This window comes from Bradyrhizobium amphicarpaeae (genome assembly GCF_002266435.3).
Classification (GTDB): domain Bacteria; phylum Pseudomonadota; class Alphaproteobacteria; order Rhizobiales; family Xanthobacteraceae; genus Bradyrhizobium; species Bradyrhizobium amphicarpaeae.
In genome coordinates, this window is sequence record NZ_CP029426.2 from 4457794 (window position 1) to 4472591 (window position 14798).

Below are 14798 nucleotides of genomic sequence, written 5' to 3' on the forward strand. Positions count from 1 at the left end.
CAGTGATTGATCAGAAATGGAACGTGATGGTCACCGGTGGCGCCGGCTATGTCGGCAGCGTGCTGGTTCCCCAGTTGCTGGCAGCGGGCCACAAGGTCACGGTGCTCGACCTGTTCATGTACGGTGACGATGTCTTCGACGCGGTTCGCAACAATCCGAACCTTCGCCTGATCAAGGGCGACATCCGCGATGAGGCGGCGATCAACGAGGCGATGCGCGGCAACAATGCGGTGATCCACCTCGCCTGCATCTCCAACGACCCCTCGTTCGAGCTGGATCCGGGGCTCGGCAAGTCCATCAACTACGACTGCTTCCGTCCGATGGTGCGCGCCGCCAAAAAGGCCGGCATCAAGCGCTTCATCTACGCCTCCTCGTCGAGCGTCTACGGCATCAAGGACGAGGCCGAAGTGACCGAGGAACTGTCCTGCGAGCCGCTCACGGATTACTCCAAGTTCAAGGCGATGTGCGAGACCGACCTCGCCGAAGAGGCCGCTTCCGGCTTCGTCACCTGCACGGTTCGTCCCGCCACCGTCTGCGGCTACGCACCGCGGCAGCGGCTCGACGTCGTCGTCAACATCCTGACCAACCTCGCGGTCAACACCGGCCGCATCCGGGTGTTCGGCGGAACGCAGAAGCGGCCCAATTTGCACATCCAGGACATGTCGGCGGCCTACCTGTTCCTGCTGCAGCAGGATGACGCGAAGATCGACGGCAAGACCTACAACATCGGCTACGAGAACCACTCGCTGATGAAGATCGCCGACATCGTCAAATCGGTGGTCGGAAACAACGTCGAGGTCGCCGTCGAGTCGACCGACGATCTTCGCTCCTACCACGTCTCCTCGGAGAAGATCCGCCGCGAGCTCGGATTTGCACCGACGCACACGATCGAGCAGGCCGTGTCCGGCCTGGTGGACGCCTTCAGGTCCGGCCGCCTGCCGAACTCGCTGAACGATCCCCGGTATTTCAACATCAAGATGATGCAGAACATCAGCCTGAAGTGAGCGGCGTGCGGATCGGCATCGATTTCGACAACACGATCATCTGCTACGACAAGGTCTTTGCCGCCGCGGCGCGTCAGCGCGACCTGGTGCCGGAGGGCTGGGACGGGCTGAAGAACGATGTGCGGGATTTCTTGCGATCCCGCACGGGCGGCGAGCTCGCCTGGCAAGGCCTTCAAGGCTTCGTCTATGGCAAGGGCATTGGCGGCGCCGAGATCTATCCGGGCGTTCGCGAATTCCTGGTTGCGTGCAGACAGGCCGGCGCCAAGGTCTACATCGTCAGCCACAAGACCCGATTCGGTCATCAGGACCCCGACCATACCGACCTGCGCGAGGCCGCACGCGGCTGGCTGCGTGGTGCCGGCCTCATCGACGCTGCCGACGCGGCGCTGGCCACCGGCGATGTCTATTTCGAGGACACGATGGCCGCCAAGGTCGACAGGCTCGCGAGCCTGGGGCTGAACATCTTCATCGACGATCTCGTCGAGGTGTTCGAGCAGCCGCATTTCCCGAAGGGCACGCGATCGATCCTGTTCACGCGTTCGCAGACCCCGCACCCCGAACATTGCAAACCGATCGCGACATGGGCCGGCATCCGCGACGAGGTGTTTGCGGCATGAGCGAGCCCGACATCGGCGCAGCGGAGGCGATGGCGATCGGCAGCCGTCTGGCGGGCGCCCGGGTCGCGGCCGCCCAGCCGGCGCGATCCGGCGGCAACAACAGGGTGTTTCGGCTGGAGATGGCGCAGGGTCCGCCCCTCGCCCTCAAGCATTATCCGTCCGACGGACGCGACCGCCTGGGACAGGAATATGACGCGCTCGCATTTCTGTCGCGCCACGACATCAGTTCGACGCCGCAGCCGATCGCAAAGGACGCCGATGCGTTCTGCGCACTGTATCAATGGTTCGACGGCGACGCGGCGGTGCTGCATCCCCAGGACGACGACGCCGACCAGCTGGCCGATTTCCTGATCGAATTGCAGAAGCTGCGCAACGCCGAAGGTGCGCGCACCCTGAGGAACGCGTCAGCCAGCATCTTTTCACCCGAGGAAGCCATCGCCCAGTACGAGCAGCGCCTGGACGGACTGAGGCGGGCCTCCGACGATCATCCGGACTTGCGCACCTTCGTCGACGGCAGCCTGGTTCCCAGCACTGCCGCCGCCATTCAGCGGCTCCGCCAGCGCTATGCGGAACTGGGGCGTGATCCTGCCGCGGACCTCTTGCCCGCGCATCGCGCATTGAGCCCGTCGGATTTCGGACTGCACAATGCGCTGCGCGGCCGAGACGGCAGGCTGCGCTTCATCGACTTCGAATATTTCGGCTGGGACGACCCGGTCAAGCTGGTGTCCGACACCGCGATTCACCCCGGCAGCGATCTGCCCGAGGCGAGCGCGAATCGCTTGATCGAACGGCTCTCGAGCGCCTTCGAAGCCGGGGATGACGCGTTTGCGATCCGCCGTGACGTACTGTATCCTGTGTTCGGGGCGATCTGGTGCCTGATTGTCCTGAATGCTTATTTGCCCGAAAGCCGCTCCCGGCGCGCCTTGGTTGCGCAAGGTGGCGATCTGACGGTCCGCCTTGCCGGTCAGCTCGACAAAGCCCGCCGGCTTCATCAAACGATTTGCCAACGTGATCCAGATCTCACCCCACGCTGAAGCCGCCCTCACCTGCACGCTGGACGAGCGCAGTCTCTATTTGCGCCGCCTGGTCCTCGGTTCTGTCCGTTCGGCCGGACGCGGCCATGTCGGTCCTGCCCTGTCGCTGATCGAGATGGTCCGCGTGCTCTACGACGACGTGCTGCGGATCGACCCGCAGAACCCGCGCGATCCCGAACGCGACCGCGCCATCCTCAGCAAGGGACACGGTTGTCTGGCGCTCTATGCGCTGCTGGCCGACCGCGGCTTCTTCCCGCTGTCGGAGCTGGACGGCTTTTGCGGCTCCGACAGTATTTTGGGCGGACATCCCGAATACGGCATGGTGCCGGGTGTCGAGGCGTCGACCGGCGCGCTCGGACACGGCCTGTCGATCGGCGTCGGCCTCGCGCTCGCCGCCCGCATGCGCGAGCGCAGCTACCGGACCTTCGTGCTGCTCGGCGACGGCGAGATCAACGAGGGATCGGTGTGGGAGGCCGCCATGGGCGCGGCCAAGCACGGCCTCGACAACCTCGTCGCGATGATCGACTACAACAAGCTCCAGAGCTACGGGCCCACCGACTACGTCCTGCCGCTGGAGCCACTCGCGGACAAATGGCGCAGCTTCGGCTTTGCCGTGCAGGAGCTCAATGGCCACGACGTCGGCGCCCTGCGCACCGTGCTGAAGCAGGTCCCGGCCGTTCCGGGCAAGCCTACCGCGGTGATCTGCCATACCGTCAAAGGCAAGGGTCTGCCGCCCGCGGAATCCAACGCCGACTGGCATCACAAGAACAAGCTGTCCGACAGCGAACTCGACGCCATCCGCGTCGCCGTCGGCGATTTTTGATCGGCTCCCCATGCGCAACACCGCGATGAACATGGTCCACAAGCTCGCCGCGCGCGACGAGCGTGTGCTCTATATCGGCTCCGATCCCGGCGCCGGCACCTTGCGTGCGATGAGCAAGGAGTTTCCGAAGCGCCATCTGATCGAGGGCATTTCGGAAGCGCACATCATCGGCATGTCGGCCGGTCTCGCGATGGAAGGCTTCGTGCCTTACGTCAATACCATCGCGACCTTCCTCACCCGCCGCTGCTACGAGCAAGTCGCCGTCGATCTCTGTCTGCACAATCTGCCGGTGCGCCTGATCGCCAATGGCGGCGGGCTGGTCTACGCACCGCTCGGCCCCACCCACCAGGCGATCGAAGACATCGCCATCATGCGGGCGCTGCCGAACATGACGGTGATCTGCCCGTGCGATGCCGACGAGGCCGCGCGCATGATGGACAAGACGCTCGACTGGACCGGACCAATCTACATCCGGCTCGGCAAGGGCGGCGACGCCGTCGTCTCGAAGGCCGAGCACGGCTTCGAGATCGGCAAGGCCATCCTGATGCGCCCGCCGGGCGACGTCCTCATGGTGACCACCGGCATCATGCTCCAGCGTGCCATCGCCGCTGCCGACCTGCTGGCCGCGCAAGGCGTCCGCGCCGGCATCCTGCACATGCATACGGTGAAGCCGCTCGACACCGAAGCGCTGCTGCAGGCCATCCGCGGCATCAAGCTGCTGGCAACGCTGGAGGAGCACGTGCCCTCCGGCGGCCTCGGCAGCGCTGTCGCGGAGACGCTGATCGACAAGCTTGGTTCGGGCCTGCCCGCGATGCTGCGGCTATCGCTGCCGGACCGCTTCATGCACAATTACGGCTCGCAGGACTCGCTGCTGAAGAAGCACGGCCTCGCGCCCAATGCCATCGCGGCCTCGATCGAGCACGCGCTCGCGGCGTCGCGCACATCCTCCCCTCAACTCCATTCCACCTGACGGGTCACATGTACGACGTTCGATATTCCTATCTGCTCGAGCAATTCTCCGACCCCGCGCCCATTCTGGCCGAGATCGGCCGGCTGGTTGCGACCGGTGACTTCACCCTTGGCAAGCCCGTCGCCGAATTCGAGAAACGCTTTGCCGAACTGATCGGCGTGCGCCACGCCATCGGCGTCGGATCCGGCACCGACGCACTCAAGCTGCCGCTCAAGGCGCTCGGCGTCGGCCATGGCGACGAGGTCATCACCGCTGCCAATACCTTCATCGCCACCGTCGGCGCCATCGCGGAGACCGGCGCCACGCCGGTGCTGGTCGACTGCGACGATTCCTTCTGCATGAACGTCGACCAGGTCGAAGCCGCCATCACCAAAAAGACCAAGGCGATCATGCCGGTCCAGCTGACTGGCGAGGTCACCGACATGGGCAAGCTGATGCCGATCGCGCAGCGCCACAATCTCCCCGTGGTCGAGGACGCCTGCCAGGGCATCCTGTCGGAGTTCGCGGGCAAGCGCTCCGGCACCCACGGCATCGCCGCCGGCTTCTCGCTGCATCCGCTCAAGAACCTCAACGTCTGGGGCGATGCCGGCGTGGTCGTCACCAATGACGACGGCATGAACGAGAAGCTGCGCCTGATCCGCAACCACGGCATGAAGAACCGCGACGAGATTTCGATCCTCGGATGCAACTCGCGGCTCGATTCCCTGCAGGCCGTCGTCGGCAACTGGCTGATCGGCCAGACCGGCGAGATCACGCGGCGCCGGATCGAGAATGCGGCCTATTACGACGCGGGCCTGGCCGGCCTGCCCGGCCTGCGCGTTCCGCAGCGCCGGCCCAACGTGAAGCACGTCTACCATCTCTACATGGTGTTCGCCGAGCGCCGCGACGAGCTCTACCAATACTGCCTGGACAACGGCATCGAGGCCAAGATCCACTACCCGATCCCGCTGTATCAGCAGGAGGGGCTGAAGCATCTCGGCTACGCGCCCGGCACATTCCCGGTCACCGACCGCCACGCCAAGGAAGTCATCAGCTTCCCCGTCGACCAGCATCTGACGCGCGCCCAGCAGGATCGCGTCATCGAGACCGTCAGGAAGTTCTGCCATGGACGCTGACACCAGCCGCCGGCGCATCGGTTACGTCAATCTTCCCGCCCAGTTCGAGGAAGAGCGCACCGAGATCATGCAGGCGGTGGAAGGCGTATTCCAGCGCGGCGACTTCATCGGCGGCGCGGCGGTCGGAAAACTCGAAGAGGAATTGTCCGCCTATCTCGGCTCGCCCCATGTGGTGACGCTGAACTCCGGCACCGACGCGCTGATCCTCGCCTTGCGGGCGCTCGACATCGGTCCCGGCGACGAGGTGATCACCCCGCCGAATTCGTTCGTGGCATCGACCGCCGCCATCGTCGCGGTTGGCGCCACGCCTGTCTTTGCGGACGTGCTGCCGGACCAGAACATCGACCCGGCCGCGGTCGAGGCCGCCGTCACGTCGCGCACCAAGGCGATCATGCCGGTTCATCTGACGGGCCGCATGGCCGACATGGGCCCGCTGATGGCGATTGCTGACAAGCACGCGCTCGCCGTGATCGAGGACAGCGCGCAAGCCATCGGCTCGACCTATGACGGCCGCATGAGCGGCACCATCGGCACATTCGGCTGCTTCTCCGCCCACCCCTTGAAGAATCTCAATGCCGCCGGCGATGCCGGCTTCCTCGTCACGGCCGACGCCGAGATGGCCGCACGCATCCGTCGCCTGCGCAATCACGGGCTGATCAACCGCAGCGACGTCCAGGAATGGGGCATCGTGTCGCGGCTCGACACGCTGCAGGCCGAGGTGCTGCGCATTCGCCTGCGCCACCTGCCCTCGGTGATCGAACGCCGGCGCCGTAACGCCGCGCAATACCGCGCCGAGCTCGCAGGGCTCCCTCTGTTCATTCCGCCCTGCCGCAACATCGAGTTCAATACCTTCCACACCTTCGTGGTTCAGACCGACCGCCGCAACGACTTCCAGAAATACCTGGCCGACAAGGGCATCGAGACCGCCATTCACTATCCGGTCCCGATTCATTTGCAGCCGGCGGCGGCGCATCTCGGGCAAGGCCGCGGCGCGTTCCCGGTGACGGAACGGCAGGCTGAGCAGATCCTCACGCTTCCCATCAACCAGTTCCTGTCGGCCGCCGATATCAGCTATATCTGCGCGACCGCCCGGGAGTATTTTGCATGACGGATACGGACTTCCTCCAGGCCGATGAGCAGGCGCTGGCGCAGCGCTTCATCGACAACGGCTTCGTCACCACGCCGGCCGACGATCGCGCAGGCCTCGACCGGATCCAGCGGCGCGCCGCGGAGCTTGCGGCAGACTATCTGAAGCTGCCGCACAGCAACGATCCCTATGCGATGCTCGACAGCATCCACACGCGCGTGAGCGTGGACGATCTCAACGGCCTGCGGCTGCACGTCTTCAACGGCCTCAACGCCGAAGCGTGGTTCCGGCCGACCTATTTCCGCCTGGCGCGCTCGACGATCGAGACCATCGTCGGCAACGAGCTCTGCATGCAGCGCCGCGTCAATCTCAGCATCCAGATGCCCGGCGACAGCTCGTCGCTGCTCGCCACCCATTCCGACGTCTGGTCGGGCGACTCGCCGTTCGAGGTCGTGGTGTGGGTGCCGCTGGTTGACGTCCACCACACCAAGGCGATGTATCTGCTGCCGCCGTCGCTGAACAGCGACATGCAGGACCGGATGGCCGACCTGCGCAGCGCCGAGGAGCTGTACAAGACGATCCAGCCACACGCGACCTTCATCGAGATTCCCTACGGTCACGTGATGCTCTTCAACCAGACCCTGATGCACGGCAATCGCGTCAACGAGGAGCCCGGCACGCGCTGGAGCATGAATTGCCGGTTCAAGAGCATCATGTCGCCCTACGCGGACAAGCGCTTCGGCGAGTTCTTCGAGCCGATCCTGCTGCGTCCGGCGACGCGGGTCGGCATGCAATACAAGTTGCCGGGAGGCTTCCATGGCTGAGCGAGCCGGCCATCGTGGCTATATCGGTGCCCGGCCGCTGAACGGCAGCCGCACCCCGCAGCACGTCCAGAACATCGTGATCCGCGACTACGCGCGGCGCAAGAACCTGCAGTTTCTGCTCAGCGCCGTCGAGCACATCATGCCCGGCAGCTACATGGTGCTCGAGGACATCATGGACGAGCTGCCCCGACTGAATGGCCTCATCCTCTACAGCATCTTCATGCTGCCGCCCGACGAGGCACGGCGACGGGAGATCTACGACCGCGTGCTGCGTGAAGGCTGCGACCTGCACGCCGCCGTCGAGGAAATCACGCTGTCGTCGCAGAAGGACATCCAGGCCGTCGAGGACATCCTGCTGGTCAATAAATACGCCACCATCCTGTGACGATGTCGCGGACCGGTTGGCCCCCATGACCGAGATCAACCTGCTCCAGCCGATGCACGCCTCGACCAGGCGCAACTACGTTCAGCGCGTGGTCGAGCACGACAAGGCGGAATCCGCCACCATCGCCCGGCAATGGGGGCGCGACTATTGGGACGGCGACCGGCGCTACGGCTATGGCGGCTATCGCTATGACGGACGCTGGCGCCCGCTCGCCCAGACCCTGATCGATCGCTACGGCATCAAGCCCGGCATGAGCGTGCTCGATGTCGGTTGCGGCAAGGGCTATTTGCTCTACGAGTTCACCCAGCTCGTCCCCGACCTCACGATCGCCGGCATCGACATCTCCGACTACGGCATCGCCAACGCCAAGGAGGAGGTGCGACCGCAGCTCCAGGTCGGCAGCGCCGTCGAGCTCCCCTACCCCAATCACGGCTTCGACCTCGTGGTATCGCTCGGCGTGCTGCACAACCTTCCGCTCGAAGACGTCTTCCGCGCGGTGCGGGAGATCGAACGCGTCGGACGCGGCACCTCGAAATATCTGATGGTGGAATCGTTCCGCAACGAGCGCGAAAAGGCGAACCTGCTGTATTGGCAGCTCACCTGCCTGAGCTTCCACGGCCCGGAAACCTGGGCCTGGATCTACGACACATGCGGCTATCGGGGCGACCATGGGTTCATCTTCTTCGAGTGAAGCCGGCCTGCGCCGGGCGACGTCGCTGCGGGCGCAGAATCCGGAAGTGTATTATTCGGACGACGCCATCGTCACGGCGGACGACGCCACGATCGCGGAGCTGAAGCGCATCGCCGCCGGCAATCCGCGTCTGCGCAGCCGGCTGTGCACGCACCCCGATCCCGCGTCCGACCTGCACGAGATGCTGATCGTGCATCATCGCGAGGCCTATGTCCGGCCCCATAAGCATCTCGGCAAACCTGAATCGTTTCACGTGATCGAGGGTACCGCGCAGGTCGTGATCTTCGAGGATGACGGCCGCATTCGCGACGTGCTCGAGATGGCGCCCTACGGCCAGGGCAAGCGCTGCTATTACCGGATGCCGGAAAAGGTTTTTCACTCGATCCTGATCACCTCGGAATGGCTGGTGTTCCACGAAACCACCGCCGGCCCGTTCGATCCCTCACGCACGGTATTTCCGGACTGGGCTCCCGATGGCGGCGGTGCCGGCGAGGTCCAGGACTACGTCACCAGGACCGGCGCGCTCGCCGCGGAGCATCTGGCGCGACGGTAGATTTCGACCACACTCGCTGCTCGACGATCCCGCCCGCGAATGATCGAGGACGAAACCAGACGATGAAGCCGCCCGCAAAAGCACTCGTTACCTTGGTCAAGTTCGCAGTGTCGATCGGGATCCTGGTATTGTTGTTGCACGGCCAGGATTTGTCGTCCCTGAAGGCCGATCTTCTCACCGTCGACTTGAACATGCTGGCGCTTGCGGTGCTGCTGCTGTTCGGCCAGACCTTCGTTCTCTGCCACCGCTGGATCCTGATCCTCCATGCCATGAACGTGCCGCTCAATTGGCTGCCCGGCTGGCGCATTCTCATCATCAGCACCTTTTTCAATCAGGTGCTGCCCGCGGGCGGTGACGCGGTCCGGATCTGGATGCTGCGGCGAAACGGCGTGCAATGGTCGCAAACGATCGGCAGCATCGTGGCCGATCGCTTTCTGGCGATGCTGGCGCTTGGTGCCGTCATATTGGCAGGAATGCCGTTCCTGCTGCAACGGTTCAGCGATCACTCGCTCCTGTTAGCGATCATCGTCGTTCTCGCTGTTGCGTGTTTCTGCCTGATCTGCCTGCTCACGCTGAATCGCTGGCCACCTCGCATGATCGCCGCCTTGCCGGCCGGGATCGTGCAATTCGCGATGCTGGTCAGGGCTCCGCTGGCGGCTGCAGGGCGCGGAACGCTGATGGCGGCCGCCGTAGTCATCCACCTGATCACGGTCGCAGCCTGTTACGTCCTTGCGATCGGCCTCGACGCGCCGCTGTCTGCGCTCAATGCATTCGTTCTTGTTCCCCTTGTCATTCTGTCGTCCGCGGTTCCGATCTCGATCGGAGGATGGGGCGTGCGAGAAGGCGCAATGGTTGCCGCGCTCGGCCTCGCCGGGATCGCATCGGACAAGGCGCTTGCAATATCGGTTTTGCTCGGCCTTGGCGGCCTGATCGTGGGACTGTTCGGCGGCCTGGTGTGGCTGATCGCGCCTGAGCGCACCAATTTCAGCCGTGACGAGGCGCGAGCCACCGCCGAGCGAGCCGACGCCGCGCCGGTCTAGCATGAGCAACACTGAACGGGATCAGAGGATGACGGCTGCCGGGATGCGCCTACGCAGCCTCGCCGGGACATGGTGGTGGCGCCTGCTCCTGTTCGCGCCGGCCGCGCTTTGCATTTGGTACCTGAACCGTGACGGTGCTTACCGAACGCTGCTCTTCGACGGTGGCTGGACAACGCGATTTTACGTCCTCGCCTGGATCGTCCTGACGCCGTATCTCGGCTGGGTCATCACAGCGACCGGACGCCTGACGTTCTCTCTCATCAGGCACGAAGACGCCCAACGAGTGGACGAGTTCTTCGTCGGGGCGGCCACACTCATATTGTTGGGGCTCGGTCTCGGCACTCTATCCATTCTTTATCCCCAAATCGTGCTCGGGCTCGCGGCTGCAGCTCTCCTATGGGACACCAGGACCTTCCAGATGCCGCGAACATTCGCGGTGACTCTCCCGTTGATCGCAATGTCGCTGCTGGGGCTCGGGCTTCTGGCAATGGTGTTCCTCGATCGCGCCGTCATCCCCGACGTCATTTCGAGCGACGTTCAACAGCTCTACGCCCCGTATCTTGCGGAAGTTGCGAGAAATCACAGCATCTGGCTCGCGACCGACAATCCGATCTTCTCCGACTTCGAGATCGGTCACGGCAACGGGCTGCATCTGTTGATGGCGACGTTCCTGCCGCCCCATGTCGCCCAGATCATTTCGTTTCTCTACTTCGCCGGCATCGGCGCTGTCATTTTCGAGCTCGCCCGCCTCGTTCTGCCGTTGCAGGCTCTCGGACGCCGCTGGGAAGACGCGGCGACGCCGATTGCACTCGGCTTGGCGATCCTGGGCCTTGCCTGGCCGCGCACGATGCCGAGCGTGACACCCGGACTCCACACCATGGAATTCGGGAAGTACCATCTGCAGACGGCGGCGTTCTTCGTCTACTTTCTGCTGGTTGTCATTCGATCTTCCCAAAGTCGAGACAGGCTGGCCGCGGGCATCTGCGGCTTTGCCATCACGGCTTCCTATCCGCTCTACGCCGCGTTTGTCGGGTTGATTTCAGCGTTGGGCATGCTCACCAAGGCGCTTCAGCGAGACCGATCCGGCCTCATGACCGGCGTGCTGCTTGGAGCGGGCGCGGTCGCGGGATGCATCCTGGCCTTCTCGATCAACTATCTTTACCTGGGAATACCGGCAACCAACCCGTACTCACTCTTCCGCGGCGTCGCGTCGGTCGAGCGCTTCTCCAAATTCGGCAGCCTCGATATTCTGGATTTTTTCGTTCTGGCGCAATCGCTGGAGGTCAGCGACTTCTTCAGCACGGCGGGTTTGACGGCCTTCTTCAAGCAGGTCAAATCCGTTCTCCTGGTTGCCGTTCTTCTCGCAACGGCGACCTGGGCCGTGGTCTTCGCCGACTCGAAACTGTTTCCCGATCGCTCCGACGTCTCGAAGCCGCAGGCATCGCCCGATCCCGCTGGGCTTTTCATCGTTATCGCCTACTTGGCCAGCGTCCGGCTTCTGGACATGACCTTGAATATCCCGAGTTTGGTCAGGCTATCCGTTCATGCCAGCGCCCTATTTCCGCTGGCGACCGTCGCGATCGCCTGTTGGGCCTTGCTCCTCGTCCGGCGGCTAACCCGGATTTGGTTCGCCGGGCGCCATGCTCCCCATGTCGCCGTTCTGGCGCTCCTGATCGCCTGCGCCTGGACAACGAGGTCGTATCCCTGGCAGACCTTCCGGAATGACGGCACCATCGCGTTTGTGACTGGGCGCCCCCTCCGCCAGATGCCGCGCGTGTCCCTGGACTGGCACCGCTGTGACGAACTGCAGCAATTGACGGGCTCTGAGCGCATTCTGCCGCTCAACGGTTATCGCGCGATGGTGCCCTGCTATTTCTCGCCCCTGCTCACGCGGGGAAAGATCATTCATACCTATCAAAGCGATGTCGCGCGCGATTTCAGAAGGATCGCAGCGGGCGACGCCGACACGGCAGAAGCCACGCTTCGCGCGCTGGGAGTGAATCTCTTTTATGTCCAGAAGGGGAATTGCGATTTCTGGCTGAACGGGTTCTCGGACCTTTTTCAGAAAGACGAACTGGCCAAGCGCTTTGCTGTTCGCACGGAGACTCCGGATTACTGGCTATTGACGTGGAAAAATGGCGAACAACCGATGGGTCCGGATGCCGAAGCGGATATCTCGATGCTTAGGACGAGATCGAAGGAGATCTACCGAGAGGCTTACGGGGTCGAACCATTCGAAGTGGTCAAGCACGGTCTGTCATCAGAGCGCATGGTCCTTCATCCCGGAAGTCTCGATCAGTTGTCCGAATGCCGCTGAGGAGTTGTTGATTTGACGACGGAAAGCGATCCTGCACGAGGACATTCACGTGCGTTTCGTGGATGCTCGTCCTGGAGGAGCGCTGGCTGGCAGGCAAGCGCGCGCGCCGCCTTGATGACGGCTCCGTTCCTCGTCGCGGCGTTGGGCCTTCTGGTGAAGATTCCTCCCGAGGTCCAATTATTCAGCGGCGGCTATCTGACTGCGTGGAACAGCTTGTGTCTCGCAATCCTCGCTCCCTATGTCGTTCTGGCGTTTATCGGGATGGGAGCCCTGTTCGTCCGCCCACTCGCCGACGAAGATATCTGCCTCGACACGGCTGACTTGCTGGTGCTGCAGTTCTTCGGCGGCGCGGCTGTTTGCAGTTTGATTGGTGTCTGCCTTGGTGCGGCTGGACTGCTTTTCCCGTGGATCACCATCCCGTTCCTGACGGGCCTCGTCGTATGGTATTTTGGGCAGCACCTGCGTCAGCCATCTCGCACCAGTTGGGCACCATCGACGGCGGCCGAATGGCTGCTCATCGGATTACTGGGTTTGTCCGGCCTCGTACTCCTGCTGGTGAAGGGCGTCGTGCTCGACGCGACACGCGGCGATATCCCGCAGCTTTATCTTCCGCTCCTTGCCGACCTGCAAAACCGACACACTTTTTGGCTCGATCTCGAAAAGCCGAAACTATTCTGGTTCTTGCTCGGTCGTGGCCACGGGGCCGACATGTTGCTCGTGAGCTTCGGAGGTCCGCTAGCCCATCAAATCCTTTCCGTCGTTTACTTGCTGTCCATTACGGCGCTGGTCCATCGGATGGCGGCGCGGCTTACGACCGGCTGGATACTGCCCGGCTGCGCGGCCCTGATCGCAATGTGGTCCAGCTTTATCGGCCTCGAAACTGGACGCTTTCATTATGAAACAGGTGCCTTCCTCCTGTTTGTCTGTTGGGCCGGGGTGCTCTTCGCCACCGCGAAGGCCCGCGTGATCTCCCGCGCCCTGGTGCCGGCCGTGATATCCATCGCGATCATGGTGCCCCAGGCCGCAATCATTGCCGCAGCATTCTTGATGGCGGGAGCAGGAGCCGGCTGGTTCGCTCATGGCCCACGCGGAATCGTGCGTCCGCTGGTCGTGGCCGCAATCGGTCTTGGCACAGCGGCTCTTGGCCTCCTGGTCAACCAATTCTATCTCGGCATCGCCGAGGTCAATCCCATCGGCGTGTTCATGCCGCTCATCAACGTGGAGCGGTTCCGTCAAATCTCAAGCCTGGATCTGATGGTCTACGTGAACAACGCGCAGGGCATCAACTATGCGGGATTTTCGATGCTCGACGTCGTTGCCGCTTTGCGTCGCTGCTGGCTAGTGCTGTCCAACCTGTTCGTTGCGCCACACTTCTGGGCGTACCCGGCATTCATTGTCGCATGCGCCGCCTTGCCTAACGTGCGGCGACCACAGGAGAACGGGCCCTTCGCCGTTGGTCTTGGTCTATCTCTGCTCGCCGTGGTTTGTATCATCACTCTCACTTCACATGGCAGTCTGGAGCGCATGCTGGCTTTCCGATCGGTCGCAACTCCTCTGATCGCCATTTCAGTAATAGTGCCCCTTGCCGGCGTCTTTCGACAGTATCGATTGCAGGACCGCTTCGTCTCTCTGCCTTCTGCGGCAATTGCGGTCTGTTTGGCGACCCTGGTTGCAGTTGTCGTAGCCCGGTCGCAGGGCGAAATAACTTGGGGGCGCACCAAGGGGGCTTTGGCATATGTCACCGGTCGCATCGGCTTGGTTGACACCGCCCCGTCCTTTGCCGATCTGGACCCGCGCCGCTGCCTGGAGGTCTCACGCCACGTTCCGTCCGGCTGGCGCATTCTGCCCGTCAATTCAGCTTTGCGTTTTCTGCCGACCTGCGCCGAATCCCCGCTCCTGCCAGCCGGCCGGGTGGTCGACACCCTGCATCCGGTGTTCCTGCCTGATTATGGAGACGTTCTGCTCGGACCGTCTCCCGTCAGCATTGCCGCCTTGCGCCGGTACAATGTGAACGCCTTTTACATCGAGAGCGACAGGTTGGATTTCTGGGCGCACGGGCAGAGCCCGCTTTTCGATCCAGACAGCATGCAGCGCTATCTCGATGTGCTCCATGTCGGAGCTGACTACGTATTGCTGACGTGGAAAGGTTTGGGAGTCCCAATGAGCGATGCCCAGGTTGCAGCAATCACAGAGCTGCGGAACCGCAGTCGTGTAACCAGGGGAAGCAAGGAATATTGGGACGGGATCGCAGCGCTTGCCGCATGGCGGTCCCGGCAAGTCTCCGCCCAAAAGTGAGGATGGAGCCCTCCCGCACGGCAACGGCGACGTCGGAGGTTTC

The 14798-nt window shown here is 63.3% G+C and carries 14 protein-coding genes; all 14 read left to right on the forward strand.

Annotated features, from left to right (window positions below; translation table 11 throughout):
* Positions 1 to 2: 2 nt before the first annotated feature.
* The 14 genes from CIT40_RS20840 to CIT40_RS20905 all read left to right on the forward strand — a co-directional run bounded on the left by CIT40_RS20840 (position 3) and on the right by CIT40_RS20905 (position 14755).
* The gene (locus tag CIT40_RS20840; protein ID WP_094895397.1) at positions 3 to 1004 is read left to right on the forward strand and encodes an NAD-dependent epimerase/dehydratase family protein; all 1002 of its coding nucleotides are present in this window, start codon (positions 3 to 5) and stop codon (positions 1002 to 1004) included.
* A gap of 5 nt (positions 1005 to 1009) precedes the next feature.
* On the forward strand, positions 1010 to 1621 hold the full coding sequence (locus CIT40_RS20845) for an HAD family hydrolase (RefSeq protein WP_244611815.1): 612 nt from the start codon (positions 1010 to 1012) through the stop codon (positions 1619 to 1621).
* Positions 1618 to 2655 (forward strand): phosphotransferase, encoded by a 1038-nt coding sequence (locus tag CIT40_RS20850; protein WP_162307592.1) that lies wholly within the window; start codon positions 1618 to 1620, stop codon positions 2653 to 2655. Before CIT40_RS20845 ends, CIT40_RS20850 begins: the two co-directional genes overlap by 4 nt.
* On the forward strand, positions 2630 to 3478 hold the full coding sequence (locus CIT40_RS20855) for a transketolase (protein WP_094895400.1): 849 nt from the start codon (positions 2630 to 2632) through the stop codon (positions 3476 to 3478). Before CIT40_RS20850 ends, CIT40_RS20855 begins: the two co-directional genes overlap by 26 nt.
* Positions 3479 to 3488: 10 nt before the next feature.
* Positions 3489 to 4448: a transketolase family protein gene (locus CIT40_RS20860; RefSeq protein ID WP_094895401.1), complete on the forward strand. Its 960-nt coding sequence runs from the start codon at positions 3489 to 3491 to the stop codon at positions 4446 to 4448.
* An 8-nt stretch (positions 4449 to 4456) separates the two neighbouring features.
* Positions 4457 to 5563 carry a DegT/DnrJ/EryC1/StrS family aminotransferase gene (locus tag CIT40_RS20865; protein ID WP_094895402.1) on the forward strand — a complete coding sequence of 369 codons (1107 nt, stop codon included), beginning with the start codon at positions 4457 to 4459 and terminating at the stop codon, positions 5561 to 5563.
* Positions 5553 to 6671, forward strand: coding sequence for a DegT/DnrJ/EryC1/StrS family aminotransferase (locus CIT40_RS20870; RefSeq protein WP_094895403.1), 1119 nt, complete (start codon positions 5553 to 5555; stop codon positions 6669 to 6671). The genes CIT40_RS20865 and CIT40_RS20870 overlap by 11 nt, the downstream gene beginning before the upstream one ends.
* Positions 6668 to 7474, forward strand: coding sequence for a sporadic carbohydrate cluster 2OG-Fe(II) oxygenase (locus CIT40_RS20875; RefSeq protein ID WP_094895404.1), 807 nt, complete (start codon positions 6668 to 6670; stop codon positions 7472 to 7474). Before CIT40_RS20870 ends, CIT40_RS20875 begins: the two co-directional genes overlap by 4 nt.
* Positions 7467 to 7859: an LIC12192 family sporadic carbohydrate cluster protein gene (locus tag CIT40_RS20880; RefSeq protein ID WP_094895405.1), complete on the forward strand. Its 393-nt coding sequence runs from the start codon at positions 7467 to 7469 to the stop codon at positions 7857 to 7859. Before CIT40_RS20875 ends, CIT40_RS20880 begins: the two co-directional genes overlap by 8 nt.
* Before the next feature lie 25 nt (positions 7860 to 7884).
* Positions 7885 to 8550 carry a class I SAM-dependent methyltransferase gene (locus CIT40_RS20885; RefSeq protein WP_094895406.1) on the forward strand — a complete coding sequence of 222 codons (666 nt, stop codon included), beginning with the start codon at positions 7885 to 7887 and terminating at the stop codon, positions 8548 to 8550.
* Complete coding sequence (locus CIT40_RS20890; protein WP_094895407.1) at positions 8528 to 9103, forward strand: WbuC family cupin fold metalloprotein; 576 nt, start codon at positions 8528 to 8530, stop codon at positions 9101 to 9103. Before CIT40_RS20885 ends, CIT40_RS20890 begins: the two co-directional genes overlap by 23 nt.
* Positions 9104 to 9165: 62 nt before the next feature.
* On the forward strand, positions 9166 to 10143 hold the full coding sequence (locus tag CIT40_RS20895; RefSeq protein WP_094895408.1) for a lysylphosphatidylglycerol synthase transmembrane domain-containing protein: 978 nt from the start codon (positions 9166 to 9168) through the stop codon (positions 10141 to 10143).
* Between the two features lie 28 nt (positions 10144 to 10171).
* The gene (locus tag CIT40_RS20900; protein WP_094895737.1) at positions 10172 to 12460 is read left to right on the forward strand and encodes a hypothetical protein; all 2289 of its coding nucleotides are present in this window, start codon (positions 10172 to 10174) and stop codon (positions 12458 to 12460) included.
* 114 nt (positions 12461 to 12574) lie between these two features.
* Positions 12575 to 14755, forward strand: coding sequence for a hypothetical protein (locus tag CIT40_RS20905; protein ID WP_094895409.1), 2181 nt, complete (start codon positions 12575 to 12577; stop codon positions 14753 to 14755).
* Positions 14756 to 14798: the final 43 nt, after the last annotated feature.